Source organism: Hydrogenibacillus sp. N12 (assembly GCF_019645935.1).
Lineage (GTDB): Bacteria > Bacillota > Bacilli > Thermicanales > DSM-22653 > Hydrogenibacillus > Hydrogenibacillus schlegelii.
This window is the reverse complement of record NZ_CP080953.1, coordinates 2,278,863-2,296,014: the sequence shown is the minus strand read 5'-3', so window position 1 is coordinate 2,296,014 and position 17,152 is coordinate 2,278,863. Positions and strand designations below refer to the sequence as shown.

The window sequence follows — 17,152 nt, the reverse complement described above, 5'->3', positions numbered from 1 at the left end:
TCCGAAGGAGGGAGCGCCGATGGTCCACGACGTGCCCGTAAGCTCCGAGTACCGCTACGGCTTTCGGGACCCGGACGTCGCCGTCTACCGGGCGCCGAAGGGGCTGACCCGGGATCTCATCATCGACATCTCGAAGATGAAGGGCGAGCCGGATTGGATGACGGAGTTCCGGCTGAAGGCGCTCGACATCTTCCTCGCCAAGCCAATGCCGACGTGGGGGCCGGACCTTTCGGCCATCGACTTCGACAACATCACCTACTACGTCAAGCCGTCGGAGCGCCGTGGCCGGTCGTGGGACGAGGTGCCGGAGGAGATCAAAAAGACGTTCGAGCGCCTCGGCATCCCGGAGGCGGAGCAGAAGTTCCTCGCCGGCGTCTCGGCCCAGTACGAGTCGGAAGTCGTCTACAACAACATGAAAAAAGAGCTCGAGGAGATGGGCGTCATCTTCCTCGACACCGACACGGCGCTCAAGGAATACCCCGAGCTCTTCCGGCAGTACTTTGCGACCGTCGTCCCGCCGTCCGACAACAAGTTCGCCGCCTTAAACAGCGCCGTCTGGTCCGGCGGGACGTTCATCTACGTGCCGAAGGGCGTCAAGGTCGAGGTGCCGCTTCAGGCGTACTTCCGCATCAACTCGGAAAACATGGGCCAGTTTGAGCGGACGCTCATCATCGTCGACGAGGGGGCGTTCGCCCACTACGTCGAAGGGTGCACGGCGCCGGTCTACTCGACGGATTCGCTCCACGCCGCCGTCGTCGAGGTGATCGTCAAGCGCGGCGCCCGGGCCCGGTACACGACGATCCAGAACTGGTCGACGAACGTCTACAACCTCGTCACGAAGCGGGCGATGACCGAGGCGTACGCGACGATGGAGTGGGTCGACGGCAACCTCGGCAGCAAGGTGACGATGAAGTACCCGGCGGTGATCATGAAGGGCGAAGGCGGTCGGGCGGACATCCTCTCGATCGCCGTCGCCGGGAAAAACCAGGTGCTCGACGCCGGCGCCAAGGTCCACATGCTCGCGCCGAACTGCACCGCGACGATCGTCTCGAAGTCGATCAGCAAAGACGGCGGCGCGGTCAACTACCGCGGCCTGGTGAACTTTGGCAAAAACGCCCGCGGCTCGAAGGCCAACGTCAAGTGCGACACGCTCATCCTCGACGACCGGTCCATCTCCGATACGATTCCGTACAACGAAATCCGGACCGACGACGTCGTCCTCGAGCACGAGGCGACGGTGTCGAAGGTGAGCGAGGAGCAGCTCTTCTACCTCATGAGCCGGGGACTGACGGAGCAGGAAGCGACGCAGATGATCGTCATGGGCTTCATCGAGCCGTTCACGAAGGAGCTGCCGATGGAGTACGCCGTCGAGCTGAACCGGCTCATCGCCTACGAGATGGAAGGGAGCATCGGCTGATTTCTCCCCAGGTTTCCTGCCGAAGCCGGCCGAAGGGGCGGCCGATCGCCGCCCGCCAGGCGGCGCGGTCGCTTGCTTGAACGGAGCGTTCTCCCGGTCCCTGCCGGACATCCGGCAGGGACTTTTGCGTGCCGCCGCCCGGCCCCGCCTCCGTCCCGGGATGGGCGACGGGCCGGCGCCATCGTCTCGAGGTCCGGCGTGGCGCTTTGCCCGGCAGCCGACCGGTGACGACTTTATCGGGCCCGCGTGGCGCATCGCCCGGCGCTCGATCGGCGCGGCGCTTCGTCCGGCGTCCGGCGGCCGGCCGTTGAACTCGGCGACCCGAAGGCGTATGCTTGGGTCGATCGGGGGGATGGCGTTGCGCGTGACGCTCATCCATTCGAACGACGTTCACAGCCGCTTCGACCGGATGCCGAAGATCGCCGGCTACGTCGAACGCCTCCGGCGGGAGCGCCGGGGCGAGGCGGTCTTTTTGCTCGACGGCGGCGACCACATCGACCGGGCCCATCCGCTCACGGAGGCGACGGCCGGCGGCGCCAACGTCCGGGCGCTCAAGGCGTCCGGCTACGATTTCATCACGATCGGGAACAATGAAGGGCTTTCGCTCCTGCCGAAGGCGCTCGACGCCCTCTACCGCGGCGCGCCGTTTGACGTCCTCGTCGCCAACCTGTTCGACCGAAGCGGCCGGCGGCCGGCGTGGGCGCGGCCGTTCGCCGTCCGGACGGTCGGCGGCCGGGCGATCGGCTTCATCGGCGTGACGGTGCCGTTTTTTTACTACGCGCTCCTCGGCTGGCGGGTGGAGCCGCCGGAGGTGGCGCTGGCGGAGCTCGTTCCGCGCCTCAGGCCGGACGTCGATGCGCTCGTGCTCCTTTCGCATCTCGGTTTGTTTGCCGACCGGGAGCTGGCGAAGCGCTTTCCCGCGCTCGACGTCATCCTCGGCGGCCACACCCACCATCGCCTTCCGGAGGGGGAGCGGGTCGGCCGGACGACGATCATCCAGGCCGGCCGCGGCGGCGCCGAGGTCGGCCGGGTGGACCTCGTTTTCACTTCGACCGGGCTCGTCGTCCGGGCGCGGACCGTCGCCGTGGACAAGGAAGCGCCGCATCCGGCAGTCGCCGCGGCGATCCGGGAGGCGGAGGCGGCCTCGGCGGCGAACCTCGAGCGGCCGGTGGCCCGCCTCGCCCGGCCGCTCGGCGTCTCGTACGTGGCGGAATCGCCCCTCGCGAACGTCCTCGCCCGGGCGATCCGCCGGGCGACGGAGGCGGACGTCGCCTTTGTGACGAGCGGCCTTCTCCTTCACGGCCTTTCCGCGGGCGTCGTCCCCTATGCGGCCGTTCTCTCGGCCTGCCCGCACCCGATCTCCCCTTGCGTTATATCGCTGCGGGCATTAGAATTAAAGCAAATTCTAAGCGATGCCCTTCGGCCGTCCCGGATGACGGCGGAGGTGCGGGGGTACGGCTTTCGGGGGCGCGTCCTCGGCCACCCGGCGGTCGACGGCATCGACGTCGAGGTGGCGGAAGCGGGCGACCGGCGTGCGGTCGTCGCTCTCCTGAAGGACGGCCGGCGCCTCGCCGACGAAGAGGTCCTCCGCGTCGCGACCGCCGACATGTTCGTCTTCATGCGCGCGTATGATGGCCTTCACCACCGGCCGGAAGCGGTGACGTACTGCGCTCCGTTTTACCTCCGGCACTACCTCGCGGAAGAGCTCGGCCGGAGCGCCGACCACACCGAAGCCGAGCGGCCGCGCTTCCGGCGGCGCGCACAAGACGCTGGCGGAGAGGGGTTGGACGGATGAAGTTTGTCGACGATGTGTTCAAGCTGTACCGGGAACAGCTCGTCGAGCATCCCGACGGGCCGCTGGAAGTGGTGCTGCAATTATTTTCGGATCATGAGCGGGAAGATCTTCTGCGGTTCATCGAAGGGATGAGCGACGACGAACTGTTCCAGATGGTATCGCTGTACGTCGTCGAACTGCTCAAGCAGAAGCTCATGCAGGAGGGCTTACGGCCGCCCCAGGACGCGACCCCCGTCGATCCCAACCTGCACTGACCGTCGGCCTCGCGGCGTCTTCCCCCGCCGCTCCCGGCATAAGGTAAAACCGGGGGGAGCGCGATGGCGAGGCCGACGGCCTTTCGGCGGCGCTTCCGGCGCCGCTCGATTTTTTTTCTCGTCTTCACGGCGGCGCTCGTTCTCTTCGTCCAAGGATTTTACCTCATCGAGCGGCGGATGATGCCGATTATCCGGAGCTACGCCGAGGTCCGGGTCGTCCAGATCGCCGAGCAGGCGATCATGCAGGCCATAAGAAGCCGCCTCGACGAGATGCCGAACGGCCGGGACCTCCTGATCAAAACGATCGATCCGAACCGTGGCGTCATCGCCATCAGTCTCGACGCCGGCGGCGCCGCCCGAGTGCAGGCGCTGGCGGAGGAGAGCATGCGCCGGACGCTGGGGACGCTCTCCCGGCAGCGGATCGACGTCCCGCTGGGCGTCGCCCTCGGGAGCGAAGTGCTGGCCAACACCGGCCCACGAATCCCGGTGACGATCGTCCCCATCGGCGCGGCGGAAGTGGAGCTCGAGCCGGCGGTGGAGGAGACCGGCATCAACAACGTGCTTTTGACGCTTTATTTGAAGATCAAACTCCGCATGCGGGTGATCATTCCGTTTGCCTCAAACGAAAAGACGATCGAACAGCGGATCGCCGTCGCTCAGGAGCTCATCGTCGGCCAGGTGCCGCTTTATTATTTCAAAAACGGGGCCCCGTCGCCGATCCCGGTTCTGCCGCCGCCGGATTTGCGACCTTCCGGGGCCGGCGCCGGGTCCCCTTCCGCCGGCGCCCCGTCCGGCCCGTCGTCGGGGGCCGCGCCGGACCGTCCGCCTACGCCGGCCGCGCCGCGGTAGCGGTCGCTAAGGGCCGGTGCGCTCCCGCGGCCGGGCCTTTTCCCGTTCCAGCCGCTCGAAGCGCCGGAGGTGGGGCGTCGGATCGAAGGCCCATTCCCGGCGACCGTCGTATTTGTACATGCCGAAATGGAGGTGCGGCGGGAATTTGCCCTGCGTCCCCGGGGGGCCGTAGCCGGAGGAGCCGACGTAACCGATGACCTCGCCGGGCCGGACGATCTTCCCCGGCCGGACGCCGGGGGCGAAGCCGGACAGATGGGCGTAGTAGTAGTAAATGTTGTTGAGATCGCGGATTCCCACCCGCCAGCCGCCGTAGACGTTCCAGCCGGCGACTTCGACGACGCCGTACGTGGCGCTCCGGACGGGGGTCCCGTACGGGGCGAAGATGTCGGCTCCCTCGTGAAAGCGGCGGCCGCCGAAGCCCCGGGGCTGCCCCCAGGTGTTCGTATAGCTGTAGGGGCGCCGGCGGTCGACGACGAACGCCGTGTCGAACAGGTCGAGGCGGCCGAAGGCGGCGTAGAGGGCTTCAAACGCCTGAAGAATCTTCCGGTCTTTGTCCGACGGATAGAGATCGGCGAGCGCCTGCGTCCAGTCGTTCCCGGCGTCCCGGAGGCGTTCGGCGAGAACGAGGAGGACGTCCAGGGGCGAGCGCTGGTCGGCAAAGCCGTCGCCGTCGCCGTCCCGGCCGAGGCCGCCGAAGAGGGCGATCGTGCGCGGGTCGGTGTCCTCCGGGTCGGGGTTGGTCGGCCCGGCCCAGAGGGGGGGTGGAAAGCGGAAGGCGATCGGCCCGTCGCTTCGTTTTTTCTGAAGGGAGCGGGCAAACTGATCGACGGCCGCAAGCCGCGTCCAGGGGACGTCGGTCAAGGCGGCGACAGACCGGTAAAGGGCCATCCGCTCGGCATAGGCCGCCTCGCTCCTTTCCCCGGTCGTGTTTGCGGTCGCGGCGCCGAACGCCGGAACGAGCGTTCCGGCGACGAAGACGGCGAAGATCGCCAGACCGAGACGGTGCGGACGCACCCGATCCCCCCTTTCTGCGATTTTGGCCTCTTTGAGCCGTTTCGTTATAATAGCACCATAGCGCGGTGCCGGCACCGGTCGGCGCCGGAGAAGAGGTGAACGGCGTGCCGGAAGGACGGAGCGAGATGAGAAAGCCGGCGTGGCTTCGGTCGCACCTCGCCCGGGAGGCCCTTCAGACCGAAGCCGCCTTCCGCAAGGTCAAGACGGCCCTTCGGACCGGGGCGCTCCATACGGTGTGCGAGGAAGCGCGCTGTCCGAATTTGCATTCGTGCTGGAACGCCGGGACGGCGACGTTCATGATCCTGGGCGACCGGTGCACCCGGTCCTGCCGGTTCTGTGCCGTCACCCCCGGCCGGCCGCTTGCCCCCGATCCGGAGGAGCCGGAGCGGGTGGCCGAAGCCGCCCGGGCGATGGGGCTTCGGTACGTCGTCGTCACGTCGGTCGCCCGGGACGATCTTACGGACGGGGGCGCCGGGCATTTTGCGGCGACGATCCGGGCGCTCCGGTCCAAAATTCCGGGGGTTGGGGTCGAGGTGCTCACCCCGGATTTCGGCGGGGATCCGGCGGCGCTCCGGACCGTCCTCGAGGCCCGTCCGGACGTGTTCAACCACAACGTCGAGACGGTGCGGCGGCTTACGCCGTCGGTCCGGGCCAAGGCGACGTACGAGCGGTCGCTATGGGTCCTCCGGGAGGCGAAGCGCCTCCGGCCCGAGATCCCGACGAAATCGAGCCTCATGGTCGGTCTCGGCGAGACGTGGGAGGAGCTCATCGAAACGATGGACGACCTCCGGGCGAGCGGCGTCGACATCCTGACGATCGGCCAGTATCTCCGCCCCTCCCGGCGGCAGCTTCCCGTCGTGCGTTACTATGCGCCGGAGGAGTTCGAACGCCTGCGGGAAGAAGGCCTCCGGCGCGGCTTTGCCCACGTCGAGGCCGGGCCGCTCGTCCGAAGCTCGTATCACGCCCGAGAACAGGCGACGGCGGCCGGCGCCGTGCGCTTTCTCGAGTCGGGAACCGAACGGCTCGAAGTGTAGTCTGTCCCGCCTTCGGCGTTTTTGTCGCCGGTCGCTTGACGGAGGTGATGGCGCTGAAAGAGGACAAACCGTCGCCGGCGCCCCCGGCGGCAGGGGCCGCCGGTTCTGAAGCCGGCCGGCGCCTCGTCCATCTGTCCCACGGGGTTTTTGAGGTGGTGCTGGACGTTCGGGGTGGCTGGAACGCCGAGGCGTTTCGCGCCCGCTATCAGGACGTGTTGAACAAGTACGACTATATCGTCGGCGACTGGAGCTACGACCAGCTCCGCCTGAAAGGGTTTTACAGTGACAAAAATAAGGGCGTGCCGCCGGAACAGCGGATCAGCGCCCTCGATCATTACGTTCAAGAATACTGTAATTTTGGCTGTCGTTATTTTGTCGTGCGGCGTCTCAAGCTCGGGCGCGGCGGCTAAGCGATCACTTCTTCGAGAAAAGACCGGAGCGCCGCCGCCGCCTCGGCGTCGAGGCCGAAGGCGTCTTCCAGGAGCCCCGGCTCGGCGAGGTCGTCTTCGCCAAGGATGGCAAAGCGATTCCGCTGCATGTCGAGGACGAGGCGTTTGCCGAAGAAGCGGTCGGTCTTGACGATGGCGAGGTCGAACCGTCCGGTTTCGTCGAAAAAGCTGACGAAACGGACGTCGGCGGTGATGTCTTCGTCGTAGAGAAATTGCCGCTGCACGATGGACAAACCTCCCTGGCGTTCGGGATTGACGGAGCGGGATCGGATGGCGGGGGATCGGTCGGAGCGGCCATCCAGTCGTTCCGTAGGATCCGGCCCGATCGGGCGTGCGGGCCGTTTTGCGGATTCTGGGGCATCGGCGCGGCGACGTCCTGACGGCGGGCGGCGCCGGTTCGGGGGGAGTCGATCGGCGATGGGAGTCGAACCGCGATGATGGAAGTGATGCAAGGGGTCCTCATTCTCGTCTTTATCGCCGTTGCCGTCGGCCTCGTGATCGCCTTTGCCCGGCGACGGCCTTGAGGCGGTTCGGGAGGCCGGGCTGGGGCGAGACCGGAGAGACGGAAAAGCAGAGGGGGAAGGAGGAAGAGGGTGTACCGGACGACGCGGCTTCGGCTCAAGGCGGCGCTGGAAGACGTGGACCGCCTCGTCGCATCGCTTCCGGCCCTGCTGGCGTGGGCCGAGGCGCACCGGGGCGATCGGACCGGCGCCGTGGCGCCGGCCGATTTCGCCCTCGAACGGGCGGTGGAGCGGCTGTTTCAGTCGATGAGCGACGTCGGTCTCATCGTCGTCGAGTGGGTCGTGCACCGGGAGGCCGGCGGTTTTGAGGCGATGATCGACATCCTCCTCGAGGAGGGGGCTGTGCTCCCGCAGGCGGCCGACGGGCTCAGAAAGCTAACCGCCGCCTACCGGACGGTGAGTCGGGAGTACCTCAGCCGGTCCCTCGACGCAGCGGCCCTCCTGGCGGAGATCCGGCCGGCGCTTCAGGCTTTCGTCGACGAGGTGCGGGCCTTTCTCCGGGCTGAAGGCGTCGCCTTGGAGGATTCTGCCGGTCCCGCCGTCGACGCGAGCGCCGGCGGCGGGGCGGGGGAGGGATGACGGTGCGGTACCGGGGCTGGCTCCTCGATCTGGACGGGACGCTCGTCCGGGGGACCCGGCCGCTCCCGGGCGCCGGGGCGTTCCTCGACGCCCTTCGGGCGGCCGGTGCGGCCTTTTTGATCTTGACGAATAACGCGACCCGGACGGCGGCGGCGGTCGCCGGGGCGCTTACGGAGGCGGGGCTTCCGGTGCGGCCGGAGGAGGTGCTCACCTCGGCGGACGTGCTGGCGGAGGTGCTGGCCCGGCGGTATCCCGGCGGCCGGGTGCTCGCGATCGGCGAAGCCGGGCTTTACGAGCCGCTTCGGGCCCGGGGCCTTCGGGTCGTCGAAGCGGGCGCCGACCCGGCCGGGCCGGTGGACGCCGTCGCCGTCGGCCTCGACCGGACGCTCACCTACGGAAAGCTGACCGCGGCGCTCCGGGCGCTCGCCGCCGGGGTTCCCTTTTATGCCACGAATTGCGACCTGCGCCTGCCGGGGGAAGACGGGTGGCTCCCGGGAAACGGCTCGATCGTCGAGCTGCTTCGGGTCGCCTCCGGCCGGACGCCCCGGGTGGTGGGAAAACCCCGTTACCCGATGCTCCGGGCGGCCCTCCGGCGCCTTGGCCTTCCCCGGTCGGACGTCGCCCTCGTCGGTGACAACGTCCTGACCGACATCGCCGCCGGTCGGCGCGCGGGGATCGACGCTTACCTCGTCGAAACCGGCGTGCCGCCGGCGAAAGGCGCCCTCCGGCGGTATCCGCCGGCCGGCCGAGTCCCGAATCTGGAGGCGCTCCGGTCGCTTTTGACCGGCCCCTGAAGGCGCCGGAAGACGCCCGGCGTGACGCATCGACGCCGATCGTCCGCCGCGGTCCCGTCCGCCTAAGGCCGCCGGTAACCGGCTCGGGTGTGGGCGAGGCGGCTTGCCGCCGCGGCGGCGATGGCGCCGACGATGTCGTCGAGGAAGGTGTGGACGGCGCCGTCGGCATGGTCGTTCAGCCGTTTTAAGATGCCCGGCTTGACCTTGTCGACGTAGCCGTAATTCGTAAAGCCGATGCTCCTGTAGACGTTGACGATGGCGAGGGCGAGGACTTCGTCAATGCCGTAGAGGCTTTCGTCTCGCTCGACCATCGTCTGAAGCGGCTCGAGGAGCTTTTTTTGTTCCGCCAGCATGTCGAGCTGGATACCGGTGAGGATGGCGTTCTGGATCTCCCGTTTTTCCAGGACGCGGGCGACGTTCGCCTGGCACTCCTCGAGGGTGAGGTCCGGATGGTACGGTTTTTGCAAAAAATAAACGAGCTCCGCGAGGTCCCGGAGCGTCACCCCCCGGGCTTCGAGAAGTTCCAGCGCCCGCGCCTTTAAGGTTTCGTCGTCCGGCACGGATCGTCCCCCTTTCGCAGGCATAGAGTGAAACGGGGGGATGCGCAGTGTGGGAGCGGGCTTGGACGGCGGACATCCGCCGGAGGCTGATGGACGAAGGGGCGCCGGGCAGTCTGCGTTCGAGCGACTCGCGAGCGGGGGCGTCGGCCGTTCTTCGGCCGGCGCCGGAGGAACTCGGCCGGTGGCTGGCCCGGCGGCACGCTCTCACGTACGGGATGCCGGCGCCGGCGAGCCGGGTGCAGGTGGGCCGGTGGATCGACGGCTGGGTGGCGGCCCTCCGGGCGGCGGCGCCGGCGGTCGCCACCGGCACGGCGCCTGGCGCCGCGTACGCCCATCAGCTCGGGCAAGCGCTTCTGTATTACTTGCATGATTCTGGATACGCGGCGCGGGCCGTCCGCCGACCCGGGCACCGGGCAGCGGTGCTGAGCCCGTTTGCTCCGGAGGCCGTGGCGGCGGAGGCGGAGGGCGGCGAGGTCCCGTACGTCGCCGACTGGCCGGAGGCGGAAGTCGGCGACGCCCTAGGCTGGACCGCGCTCCATTTTCCGCCGGAAGAGGCGGAGGCGTACGCGGCGGCCTTTCTCGAGGCGTACCGCCGGGCGTTTGCCCTGCCGGAGGATGCGGGGCCGTTCCTCTACGCCCGGATGGCCTATCCGGCGGTCTGGCTCGAGGCACTGGGGGCGCCGGAGGCGCCGGAGCAGGCCGCCCGGCTGGCGGCAGCCTTTCGCCAAGAAAAAAAGCGCACCGCATCGGTGGCGCGCATCCGGCGGCTTCTCGCCTCGATCGGCCTTTCGGCGCCGGCGATCGACTGGCTGGAGGTGGGGCTGGAAGCGGTCGGCTGAGGCGACGCGCCGCAGCAGACGGCGAAGGGGCCCCCCTGAGTGGCAGCCCGAGGCGGGCAATCGAGGCGGGCGGCCGAGACGGTCCGAGGCGATCGGCCGAAACGATAGGCCGCGCCGGTCGTCGCGGGGGGCCCCCGCTCAGGAGACGTGTTCGACGGCGCGAATCTCCGGCACGGCGGCCGTGATCGCCTGCTCCAGGCCCGCCTTCAGGGTGTGCTCGCGGCTCGGGCAGATCAGGCACGTGCCGGTGAGGCGGACTTTGACGACGTCGCCTTCAACGGCGACCAGTTCGACGTCCCCGCCGTCCTGCTGGATCGCCGGCCGCAGGCGGCGAAGGATGCGTTCGATGCGAGCTTCGATCATCGTCGCCACCTCGTTGAGGATGGTTCTTAAAACCATTATAAGCGATTTTCGGCCGACCGGCCAGCGTCCGGTCGGCCGTTTTTTGCGGCGGGCGCCACGTCGGCCGGAGAATTTGGTATGATGGGTGTCGGCCGGCCCACGGTGGCGGGCGCCGCCCCGGCCGGCGCCATGAGGAGGATGGACGATGTTCGGCATCGTCGAGTTTTGCGAGAGCAACCTCGCCTCCGGGACGGAGGCGGTCGCCGAGGCGCTGGAGGCGGAGCCGGGCGTCGACGTCGTCCGCTACGCTTGCCTCGGCTACTGCAGTGAATGCTTTCTCCAGCCGTTTGCGTTGGTCAACGGCGCCTTCTTCGCCGCCGAGTCGCCGGAGGTGCTCCTTTACGCCATTCGACGGGCGCTCGAGGCCGACGCCGCCGGCCCTTGCGATTCGACCGGCTCCGGAGAGGAAGGGGCGGGGCGGTTCGAGGCCGAAGGACCGTCGGGGCCGTAGATGCGGATGACGTTGTAGAAGGTGTCCCGCTCGACCGGGATCTTGCCGGCGCCCTGGATGAGCCAGACGAGCTCGTCGCGGGTGAGGGCCGTCTGGGTGAGGGCGCCGACGGCGTGGCTGATCCGCTCCTCGACGAGGGTGCCGTGAAGGTCGGAGGCGCCGAAGGTGAGCGACAGCTGGGCGAGCTGGGTGCCGATGTTGATCCAGTACGATTTGATGTGTGGGACGTTGTCCAGCATGAGGCGGGCGACGGCGATCGTCCGGAGGTCGTCGAAGGCGGACGTCCGCTTTTTGATGCCCGCGGTCACTGAGCGGGGCTGCATCGCGAGGGGGATGAAGACGAGGAAACCGCCGGTTTCGTCCTGGAGTTCTCGGATGAGGCGCATATGTTCGAGGCGCTCTTCGAGCGTTTCGATCGGCGAGCCGTAAAGCATCGTCGCATGGGTTTTGAGGCCGAGGCGGTGGGCCGTCCGGTGGACGCTCAGCCATTCGTCGACCGTCGCCTTGTCGGGGCTCATCTTCCGGCGGTAGCGCTCGGAGAGGATTTCCGCGCCGCCGCCCGGCAGGGTTTCGAGGCCGGCGTCGATGAGGATCTTGAGGACGTCTTCGACCGGACGGCCGGAGAGCTTGCTGAAAAAGACGATTTCCGCCGCGGTGTACGCCTTGATCGTCACCGACGGGTAGTGGGTTTTGAGCGTCCGGACGATGTCGACGTAGTAGTCGAACGGGACGAGGGGGTTGTGGCCGCCGACGATGTGGAATTCCCGGATGTTCGGGTTCATCCGTTCCCGGACGTATTGAAGGACGTCTTCGGGCATCATCGTGTAGGCGCCTTCTTCGCCGGGCTTGCGTTTAAAGCCGCAGAAGGCGCAGCTTGCTTCGCAGACGTTCGTCGGGTTGATGTACATGTTTTCGATAAAATACGCGTAATCGCCGTTCAGCCGACGGTTGACGAGGTCCGCCAGCCGGCCGACGGTGAGGAGGTCCGGCGAGCGGTAGAGCACGAGGCCGTCTTCCACGCTGAGGCGCCGGCCGGCGAGCACTTTGTCGATGATCGGCTCGAGGGCCGGGTCGAGCACCGCCCAGTCGCGCATCGCGCACGCTCCTTTCGCAAGGTCTGATGAGTCGTTCCGTCCGCCGAAGCTTGTCCGCACCGGTCCGTCCGCCGCGCTCCGGGCGGAAGACCGGCGACGTCCGGGAGCGGGTTCAGTACGTCCGGAGGATGCGGTAGAGGGTGTCCCGCTCCGTTGGAATGCGCCCGGCCTCCCGGATCATGCGGATGAACGATTCTTTGGGCGTCATCTGCGGCGTCTTGGCGCCGGCGTCGTGGACGATTTGTTCTTCCATGACCGTCCCGTCCAGATCGTCGACGCCGAAGTAGAGGGAGACCTGCGCGAGCTTCAGCCCGATCATCATCCAGAAGGCGCGGATGTGCGGGACGTTGTCCAGGAGGAGGCGGGCGACGGCAAGAATTTTAAGGTCGGTGAGGCCGGTCGTCTCGCCCTCCAGGTGGTACTCCCGGGCGAGGGCGGTGTTCTCCGGGTGAAAGGCGAAACCGAAAAAGGCGTCGAAGCCGCCGGTCTCGTCCTGCAGCGCCCGAATCCGGAGCAGGTGGTCGACGACGTGCTCCGGCCGCTCGATGGTCCCGTAAAGGATCGAGGCGTTGGAGCGAAGGCCCAGCCGGTGGGCTTCCCGGTGGATCTGAAGCCAGCGGTCGGCGTCGGTCTTGTGGCCGGCGATGATCGAACGAACCTCGGGGTGAAAGATCTCGGCGCCGCCGCCCAAGATCGAGCCCAGGCCGGCGTCCCGGAGCCGGGAAAGAACCGTCGGAATGTCCATCTTGAAGACCCGGGCGAGGTAGTCGAGCTCGACGGCGGTAAACGCCTGAACGTGCACTTCCGGGAGGTGCGTTTTCGCCAGCCGGAGCATGTCTTCGTAGTAGGAAAACGGGAGGCGCGGGTTGACGCCGCCGACGATGTGGAGCTCGGTAAATCCTTTGCCCTTGAGCTCCAAAAGCTTCTTCTCGATCTCGTCGAGCGACAGGGCGTAGGCCCGCGGGGAGTCCGGCTTGACGCCGAAGGCGCATAATTTGCAATCCAGATAACAGATGTTCGTGTAGTTCAGGTGGGCGTTGACGATAAAGTAGACGTGGTCGCCGTTTTTCTTCCGCCGCACGAAGTCGGCCATCCGGCCGAGGGCCAGGAGGTCGTTCGACCGCATGAGGCGCAGGCCGTCTTCGTAGGTGAGCCGCTCGCCGCGGTACACTTTTTCCTCGATGTCGACGAGCGTGTCGGTGGAGATCGCCACGGCGCTCCCCCTTTCCTCCCCTCCCGATATAGGCTCATTATACGCCTTTCGTCCACCCCCCGCCAGCCGCGAACGGGTCGCGCCGGGAGCTTCCCTTGTTTTCCCTGTGGCGATGTGTTATACTGAACGCATCGGTTCAAAAAAAGGACATATATCGAACGACGAGGCGCGGGGAGGGATGACGATGGTGACGCTCACCGAGCGGGCGAGCGCGAAGATTCGGGAACTGATCGCCCAGGCGAACGTTCCCGCCGGGTATCTTCGGATCGGCGTCCAGCCGAGCTGTTGCAGCGGGTTTTCCTACGGGCTGGCCCTCGATACCGAACGGCGGGACGACGATCGGGCGATTGACGTCGCCGGCGTGACGGTCCTCGTCAAGGAAGGCGAGCTCCGGTACGTCGACGGCGTCGAGATCGACTACGTGGACGACGGCCCCGAGACCGGCTTTACGGTCTTCAACCCGAAGCTTGTGCCGTCGTGCGGTTGCGGCGCTTCGTACACGTTGCCGGAGGAGGCGGAAGTCTGAGCGTCGAATGGGGTTTTGGAGGCGCCGAACCGCCGTAGGCCTGCTGCGCGCAAGCAGCAGGCTTTTTTCATGGCGGCTTCTGGGGCGTCGTTCGGGGAAACACGATTTGTCTTGCTTTTCGCCGCCGGAGGTTGTAAAGTACTAAGGAAGGGCTGCGGGGAGCAATAATGTGAACAAATGCACAAGATGTGGCAATGGTTCCCGACCGCCTCGGGGTGCGCGGCGGGCACACTACGGGAGAGGACCGGACAGAACGGCTAAAGGGGTGGCGGATGTGGCGACTCCGCGGATCGTTATTCTGGGGGCCGGGTACGGCGGTCTGATGGCGGCGACGACGCTCATGCGGACGCTGGAAGACGGGGAAGCGGACGTCTGGCTGATCAACAAGCACGATTACCACTACATGACGACGCACCTGCACGAGCCGGCGGCGGGGACGGCGGCCGATGAGAAGGTCCGCGTGCCGCTTCGGGACGTCCTCGACTTCGAGCGGGTGCATTTCCGCCAGGGAACGGTGAAGCGCTTCGATCCGGCGGGTCGGATCGTGGAGCTCGAAGACGGCGAGACGATCCCGTTTGACTACCTCGTCGTCGCTCTGGGCAGCGAGCCGGAGACGTTCGGCATCGAGGGGCTTAGGGAGCACGCTTTTGCGATTCGGAGCCTCAATTCCGTCCGGGTCATCCGGGAGCACATCGAGTACATGTTTTCCCTCTACCGGGCCCGGGGCGAAGATCCGGCGTACACGACGATCGTCGTCGGGGGGGCCGGCTTTACCGGCATCGAGTTCGTCACGGAGCTCGCCGAGCGGCTGCCCCGGCTGGCCCGAGCCTACGACGTGCCGGAGGAGGCGGTCCGGCTCGTGAGCATCGAGGCGGCGCCGACGATCCTTCCCGGCTTCGACCCGTCTCTCGTCGCCTACGCGGAGGCGAAGCTTCGGGAAAAGGGCATCGAGGTCCACACGAACACGCCGATCAAAGCGTGCACGCCGGAGGGCGTGGTGCTTCAGGGGGATCGGGAGATTCGGGCTAAGACGGTCGTCTGGACCGGCGGCGTGCGGGGCAATCGGATCGTCGAAGCGAGCGGACTCGAGGTGATTCGGGGCCGGGTGAAGGTCGACCCGTATCTTCGGGCCCCTGGGTACGATCATATTTTCGTCGTCGGCGACAGCGCCGTCGTCTTCGGCGAGGACGGCCGCCCGTATCCGCCGACGGCCCAGATCGCCGTGCAAGAGGGGCGGGCGGCCGCCCTCAACCTCGCGGCCATCCTCCGCGGGACGCCGATGCAGCCGTTTAAGCCGAACATCCAGGGGACGCTTGCGTCCCTCGGCCGGTGGGAAGGCATCGGCATCGTCGGCAAGCGGCGCTTTTACGGCCTCATCGCTTCGCTCCTGAAACGGGGGTCGGACCTTCGGTATCTCTGGCAGCTCGGCGGCATGCCGATCGTGCTGAAGAAAATTCGCTACTTTTTCGCCTGACGCGATCGGTTTGGGGGCGGGCGGCGGGTTGATGGCCGCGGCGGAAGGCCCCGATTCGGCCACAGCCGATCGCTCCGGCGCGGAATCGCCGACCCCAGGAGGGATCCGATGTTCAGCTGGCTGCAATTTATTGTTTCGCTTCCGCTTTTTTTCGTTCTCTTTTTCGCCCTCGGTTTTATCCTCAACATGGTTTTGAAGACAACCTGGCTTCCCGGCGTCCTGAGCGTGTTCGTTCCGATCGCCGCCTATCTCGCCCTCGGGCGCCTGACGTGGGTCGACGTCGTCGTCTTCGCCTTCGGCATCCTCGGCGCCTGGACGAGCGGCGGCGTCATTCACTACCTTCGTACGCACGGATACCGGATGTACTAGCGATCGTATAAATCCCCCCTTCGGCGGCCACACTGGTGGCCGGAGGGGGGATTTTTCCAATGGGTCAGGCGGGCCGCGGCCCGTTTACCCGGGTCTGGTCGGCGGTCGCGGGGCTCTTGGTCCTGACGCTCGCCGGCCTCGAGCCGTCGCCGCCGGCGACCGGCCAGGCGGGAGCGCCTGTGGTGGCGGCGGCCGGCCTTTCACGCGATCCGGCGTTCGCTCCGGCCGCCGGCGACGGCGCCCTCGCTGGCCGGCGTAAGGCGCCGGCGGCGTTCGCTTCGGAAAGCGGCGCCGGCGACGGCGCCTTCGAAGGGACGGTGAAGAGGGCGTCTCCCCCGTCCGAAGGGGAAATCCCGCTGCCGCACGGCCCGACCAGGGCCGGGGCCGGCGATCTCGCCGCTCTGGCGGCTCGCCGGCCGTCGGCGACCGGTGATCCGACGTTCGGCCCCGTAGCGGCACCACCCCCGGAGGAAGCCCCCGCCGTCGGAGCCGATTCTGCTTCTCAGGCGCCCGTCCCGAAGGCGGCTTTGCCGCGGGAAGGTCCGGACGCCGGCCGGGACGGATATCCACGCTACCGCGTCGTCGCCACCGGCTACACCGCCGGCAAAGAATCGACCGGCAAAAGCCCGGGCGACCCCGCCTACGGCATCACCTACTCCGGCGTCCGGGTGCGGCGGGACACGTTTTCGACCATCGCCGCCGATCCGACTGTCTTTCCGATCGGGAGCATCCTCTATATCCCTGAGTACGGCTACGGCGTCGTCGCCGACACCGGGAGCCGGATCAAGGGGTACCGGATCGATCTGTATTTTCCGACGGTAGATGCCGTCTACCGGGAGTGGGGCAAGCGGACCGTGGAGGTGACGCTCCTCGTCCGGGGCGACGGCCGCCTGACGGAAGGGGAACTCGAGGGGCTCAATGCCGACGCCGAGGCGGTCCTCCGGCGGCTTTGGACCGACGCCGAAGCGGCGCCGGACGCGCGCTAGGTCCGGCGCCGCTTAGCGGGCGATGAGCCACCCGACAAACACGCCGAGGACGAGCCCGCCGAGCACTTCGCTCGGCTTGTGGCCAATGATTTCTTTTAAGCGTTTGATCTCTTCTTGGGCACTCCGGCGGAATTCCTCGCCGAGGGCGCCGTTTTCAAAAATGAGGCGGTTCAACCAGGCGGCGTGCTCGCCGGCGTGGCGCCGGACGCCGGCGGCATCGAACATGACGATGGCGGTCGTCAAAAAGGCGAGGGCAAAGACGGATGAGCGGACGCCGTCGACGAGGGCGATCGCCGTCGAAAGGGCGCTCATGCCGGCGGTGTGGGAGCTCGGCATGCGCCCGGGGCTGATGAGGAGCGTCCAGTCTAGCGTCCGGTTGGCGAGGTAGTTGAGGGGCACTTTCAAAAGCTGCGCCAGCGCCACCGCCGTCACGGCGGCGACGAGCGGAACGTTGTCCAGGAGGGCAGCGATCGGTTCCATCGTCGGCCGTCGCTCCTTTTTTGGGGCACGCCCGGCGCCGGTCGGTGCGGAC

General features: G+C 67.4%; 21 protein-coding genes. 14 read left to right on the top strand and 7 right to left on the bottom strand.

Annotated elements, in window-relative coordinates:
* Positions 1-19: 19 nt before the first annotated feature.
* The 4 genes from sufB (at position 20) to yunB (ending at position 4,315) form a co-directional block, all read left to right on the top strand.
* Complete coding sequence (sufB, locus tag K2M58_RS10780; RefSeq protein ID WP_220677540.1) at positions 20-1,417, top strand: Fe-S cluster assembly protein SufB; 1,398 nt, start codon at positions 20-22, stop codon at positions 1,415-1,417.
* 352 nt (positions 1,418-1,769) lie between these two features.
* The gene (locus K2M58_RS10775) at positions 1,770-3,212 is read left to right on the top strand and encodes a bifunctional metallophosphatase/5'-nucleotidase (protein WP_220677539.1); all 1,443 of its coding nucleotides are present in this window, start codon (positions 1,770-1,772) and stop codon (positions 3,210-3,212) included.
* Entirely contained in the window at positions 3,209-3,466 is a 258-nt protein-coding gene (locus K2M58_RS10770; RefSeq protein WP_220677538.1) for a DUF6154 family protein, read from the top strand. Before K2M58_RS10775 ends, K2M58_RS10770 begins: the two co-directional genes overlap by 4 nt.
* A gap of 63 nt (positions 3,467-3,529) precedes the next feature.
* Positions 3,530-4,315: a sporulation protein YunB gene (gene yunB, locus K2M58_RS10765; protein WP_220677537.1), complete on the top strand. Its 786-nt coding sequence runs from the start codon at positions 3,530-3,532 to the stop codon at positions 4,313-4,315.
* A 6-nt stretch (positions 4,316-4,321) separates the two neighbouring features.
* Here the strand turns inward: yunB and K2M58_RS10760 are convergent, their stop codons facing one another.
* On the bottom strand, positions 4,322-5,329 hold the full coding sequence (locus K2M58_RS10760; RefSeq protein ID WP_220677536.1) for a M23 family metallopeptidase: 1,008 nt from the start codon (positions 5,327-5,329) through the stop codon (positions 4,322-4,324).
* Between the two features lie 104 nt (positions 5,330-5,433).
* Here K2M58_RS10760 and lipA point away from each other — a divergent pair, with 104 nt between their 5' ends.
* Together lipA and K2M58_RS10750 are read left to right on the top strand one after the other, a co-directional pair.
* Positions 5,434-6,363, top strand: coding sequence for a lipoyl synthase (lipA, locus tag K2M58_RS10755; RefSeq protein ID WP_289628248.1), 930 nt, complete (start codon positions 5,434-5,436; stop codon positions 6,361-6,363).
* Positions 6,364-6,410: 47 nt separating this feature from the next.
* Complete coding sequence (locus K2M58_RS10750; RefSeq protein ID WP_220678905.1) at positions 6,411-6,773, top strand: YutD family protein; 363 nt, start codon at positions 6,411-6,413, stop codon at positions 6,771-6,773.
* Here K2M58_RS10750 and K2M58_RS10745 read toward each other — a convergent pair.
* Positions 6,770-7,039 (bottom strand): DUF3055 domain-containing protein, encoded by a 270-nt coding sequence (locus tag K2M58_RS10745; protein ID WP_220678904.1) that lies wholly within the window; start codon positions 7,037-7,039, stop codon positions 6,770-6,772. The genes K2M58_RS10750 and K2M58_RS10745 overlap by 4 nt on opposite strands.
* A 366-nt stretch (positions 7,040-7,405) precedes the next feature.
* Between K2M58_RS10745 and K2M58_RS10740 the strand changes: the two genes are divergently transcribed.
* Both K2M58_RS10740 and K2M58_RS10735 read left to right on the top strand, forming a co-directional pair.
* Entirely contained in the window at positions 7,406-7,912 is a 507-nt protein-coding gene (locus K2M58_RS10740) for a hypothetical protein (protein WP_220677534.1), read from the top strand.
* Positions 7,909-8,706 carry an HAD-IIA family hydrolase gene (locus K2M58_RS10735; RefSeq protein ID WP_220677533.1) on the top strand — a complete coding sequence of 266 codons (798 nt, stop codon included), beginning with the start codon at positions 7,909-7,911 and terminating at the stop codon, positions 8,704-8,706. Before K2M58_RS10740 ends, K2M58_RS10735 begins: the two co-directional genes overlap by 4 nt.
* Before the next feature lie 62 nt (positions 8,707-8,768).
* Here K2M58_RS10735 and K2M58_RS10730 read toward each other — a convergent pair whose 3' ends face one another.
* Entirely contained in the window at positions 8,769-9,290 is a 522-nt protein-coding gene (locus K2M58_RS10730) for a phosphatidylglycerophosphatase A family protein (protein ID WP_220677532.1), read from the bottom strand.
* 23 nt (positions 9,291-9,313) lie between these two features.
* On the opposite strand from K2M58_RS10730, the gene K2M58_RS10725 reads away from it, so the two are divergent.
* The gene (locus K2M58_RS10725; RefSeq protein WP_220677531.1) at positions 9,314-10,105 is read left to right on the top strand and encodes a hypothetical protein; all 792 of its coding nucleotides are present in this window, start codon (positions 9,314-9,316) and stop codon (positions 10,103-10,105) included.
* Between the two features lie 138 nt (positions 10,106-10,243).
* Here K2M58_RS10725 and K2M58_RS10720 read toward each other — a convergent pair whose 3' ends face one another.
* Positions 10,244-10,468, bottom strand: coding sequence for a NifU family protein (locus tag K2M58_RS10720; protein ID WP_220677530.1), 225 nt, complete (start codon positions 10,466-10,468; stop codon positions 10,244-10,246).
* Between the two features lie 184 nt (positions 10,469-10,652).
* Between K2M58_RS10720 and K2M58_RS10715 the strand changes: the two genes are divergently transcribed.
* Complete coding sequence (locus tag K2M58_RS10715; RefSeq protein WP_220677529.1) at positions 10,653-10,958, top strand: DUF1450 domain-containing protein; 306 nt, start codon at positions 10,653-10,655, stop codon at positions 10,956-10,958.
* Here the strand turns inward: K2M58_RS10715 and mqnE (K2M58_RS10710) are convergent.
* Complete coding sequence (gene mqnE, locus K2M58_RS10710) at positions 10,847-12,052, bottom strand: aminofutalosine synthase MqnE (protein WP_220677528.1); 1,206 nt, start codon at positions 12,050-12,052, stop codon at positions 10,847-10,849. The two genes, K2M58_RS10715 and mqnE (K2M58_RS10710), sit on opposite strands and share 112 nt — an antisense overlap.
* Positions 12,053-12,164: 112 nt before the next feature.
* Positions 12,165-13,265, bottom strand: a complete 1,101-nt coding sequence (gene mqnE / locus K2M58_RS10705) for an aminofutalosine synthase MqnE (protein WP_220677527.1) — start codon at positions 13,263-13,265, stop codon at positions 12,165-12,167.
* A 178-nt stretch (positions 13,266-13,443) separates the two neighbouring features.
* Here mqnE (K2M58_RS10705) and K2M58_RS10700 point away from each other — a divergent pair, with 178 nt between their 5' ends.
* The 4 genes from K2M58_RS10700 (at position 13,444) to K2M58_RS10685 (ending at position 16,620) form a co-directional block, all read left to right on the top strand.
* Entirely contained in the window at positions 13,444-13,791 is a 348-nt protein-coding gene (locus K2M58_RS10700) for a HesB/IscA family protein (RefSeq protein ID WP_220677526.1), read from the top strand.
* 274 nt (positions 13,792-14,065) lie between these two features.
* On the top strand, positions 14,066-15,265 hold the full coding sequence (locus K2M58_RS10695) for an NAD(P)/FAD-dependent oxidoreductase (protein ID WP_220677525.1): 1,200 nt from the start codon (positions 14,066-14,068) through the stop codon (positions 15,263-15,265).
* Between the two features lie 108 nt (positions 15,266-15,373).
* On the top strand, positions 15,374-15,634 hold the full coding sequence (locus K2M58_RS10690) for a YuiB family protein (RefSeq protein ID WP_220677524.1): 261 nt from the start codon (positions 15,374-15,376) through the stop codon (positions 15,632-15,634).
* Between the two features lie 401 nt (positions 15,635-16,035).
* Positions 16,036-16,620: a 3D domain-containing protein gene (locus K2M58_RS10685; protein ID WP_252393621.1), complete on the top strand. Its 585-nt coding sequence runs from the start codon at positions 16,036-16,038 to the stop codon at positions 16,618-16,620.
* 12 nt (positions 16,621-16,632) lie between these two features.
* On the opposite strand, the gene K2M58_RS10680 is transcribed toward K2M58_RS10685, so the two are convergent.
* The gene (locus K2M58_RS10680) at positions 16,633-17,100 is read right to left on the bottom strand and encodes a divergent PAP2 family protein (protein ID WP_066441121.1); all 468 of its coding nucleotides are present in this window, start codon (positions 17,098-17,100) and stop codon (positions 16,633-16,635) included.
* Positions 17,101-17,152 lie beyond the last annotated feature (52 nt).

What these genes read in the sequence shown, in the direction of transcription:
- sufB (WP_220677540.1), top strand. Translation starts at nt 20, where the DNA reads ATGGTCCACGACGTGCCCGTAAGCTCCGAGTACCGCTACGGCTTTCGG.
- K2M58_RS10775 (WP_220677539.1), top strand. Translation starts at nt 1,770, where the DNA reads ATGGCGTTGCGCGTGACGCTCATCCATTCGAACGACGTTCACAGCCGC.
- K2M58_RS10770 (WP_220677538.1), top strand. Translation starts at nt 3,209, where the DNA reads ATGAAGTTTGTCGACGATGTGTTCAAGCTGTACCGGGAACAGCTCGTC.
- yunB (WP_220677537.1), top strand. Translation starts at nt 3,530, where the DNA reads ATGGCGAGGCCGACGGCCTTTCGGCGGCGCTTCCGGCGCCGCTCGATT.
- K2M58_RS10750 (WP_220678905.1), top strand. Translation starts at nt 6,411, where the DNA reads ATGGCGCTGAAAGAGGACAAACCGTCGCCGGCGCCCCCGGCGGCAGGG.
- K2M58_RS10735 (WP_220677533.1), top strand. Translation starts at nt 7,909, where the DNA reads ATGACGGTGCGGTACCGGGGCTGGCTCCTCGATCTGGACGGGACGCTC.
- K2M58_RS10730 (WP_220677532.1), bottom strand. Translation starts at nt 9,290, where the DNA reads ATGCCTGCGAAAGGGGGACGATCCGTGCCGGACGACGAAACCTTAAAG.
- K2M58_RS10720 (WP_220677530.1), bottom strand. Translation starts at nt 10,468, where the DNA reads ATGATCGAAGCTCGCATCGAACGCATCCTTCGCCGCCTGCGGCCGGCG.
- K2M58_RS10715 (WP_220677529.1), top strand. Translation starts at nt 10,653, where the DNA reads ATGTTCGGCATCGTCGAGTTTTGCGAGAGCAACCTCGCCTCCGGGACG.
- mqnE (WP_220677528.1), bottom strand. Translation starts at nt 12,052, where the DNA reads ATGCGCGACTGGGCGGTGCTCGACCCGGCCCTCGAGCCGATCATCGAC.
- K2M58_RS10700 (WP_220677526.1), top strand. Translation starts at nt 13,444, where the DNA reads ATGACGATGGTGACGCTCACCGAGCGGGCGAGCGCGAAGATTCGGGAA.
- K2M58_RS10690 (WP_220677524.1), top strand. Translation starts at nt 15,374, where the DNA reads ATGTTCAGCTGGCTGCAATTTATTGTTTCGCTTCCGCTTTTTTTCGTT.
- K2M58_RS10680 (WP_066441121.1), bottom strand. Translation starts at nt 17,100, where the DNA reads ATGGAACCGATCGCTGCCCTCCTGGACAACGTTCCGCTCGTCGCCGCC.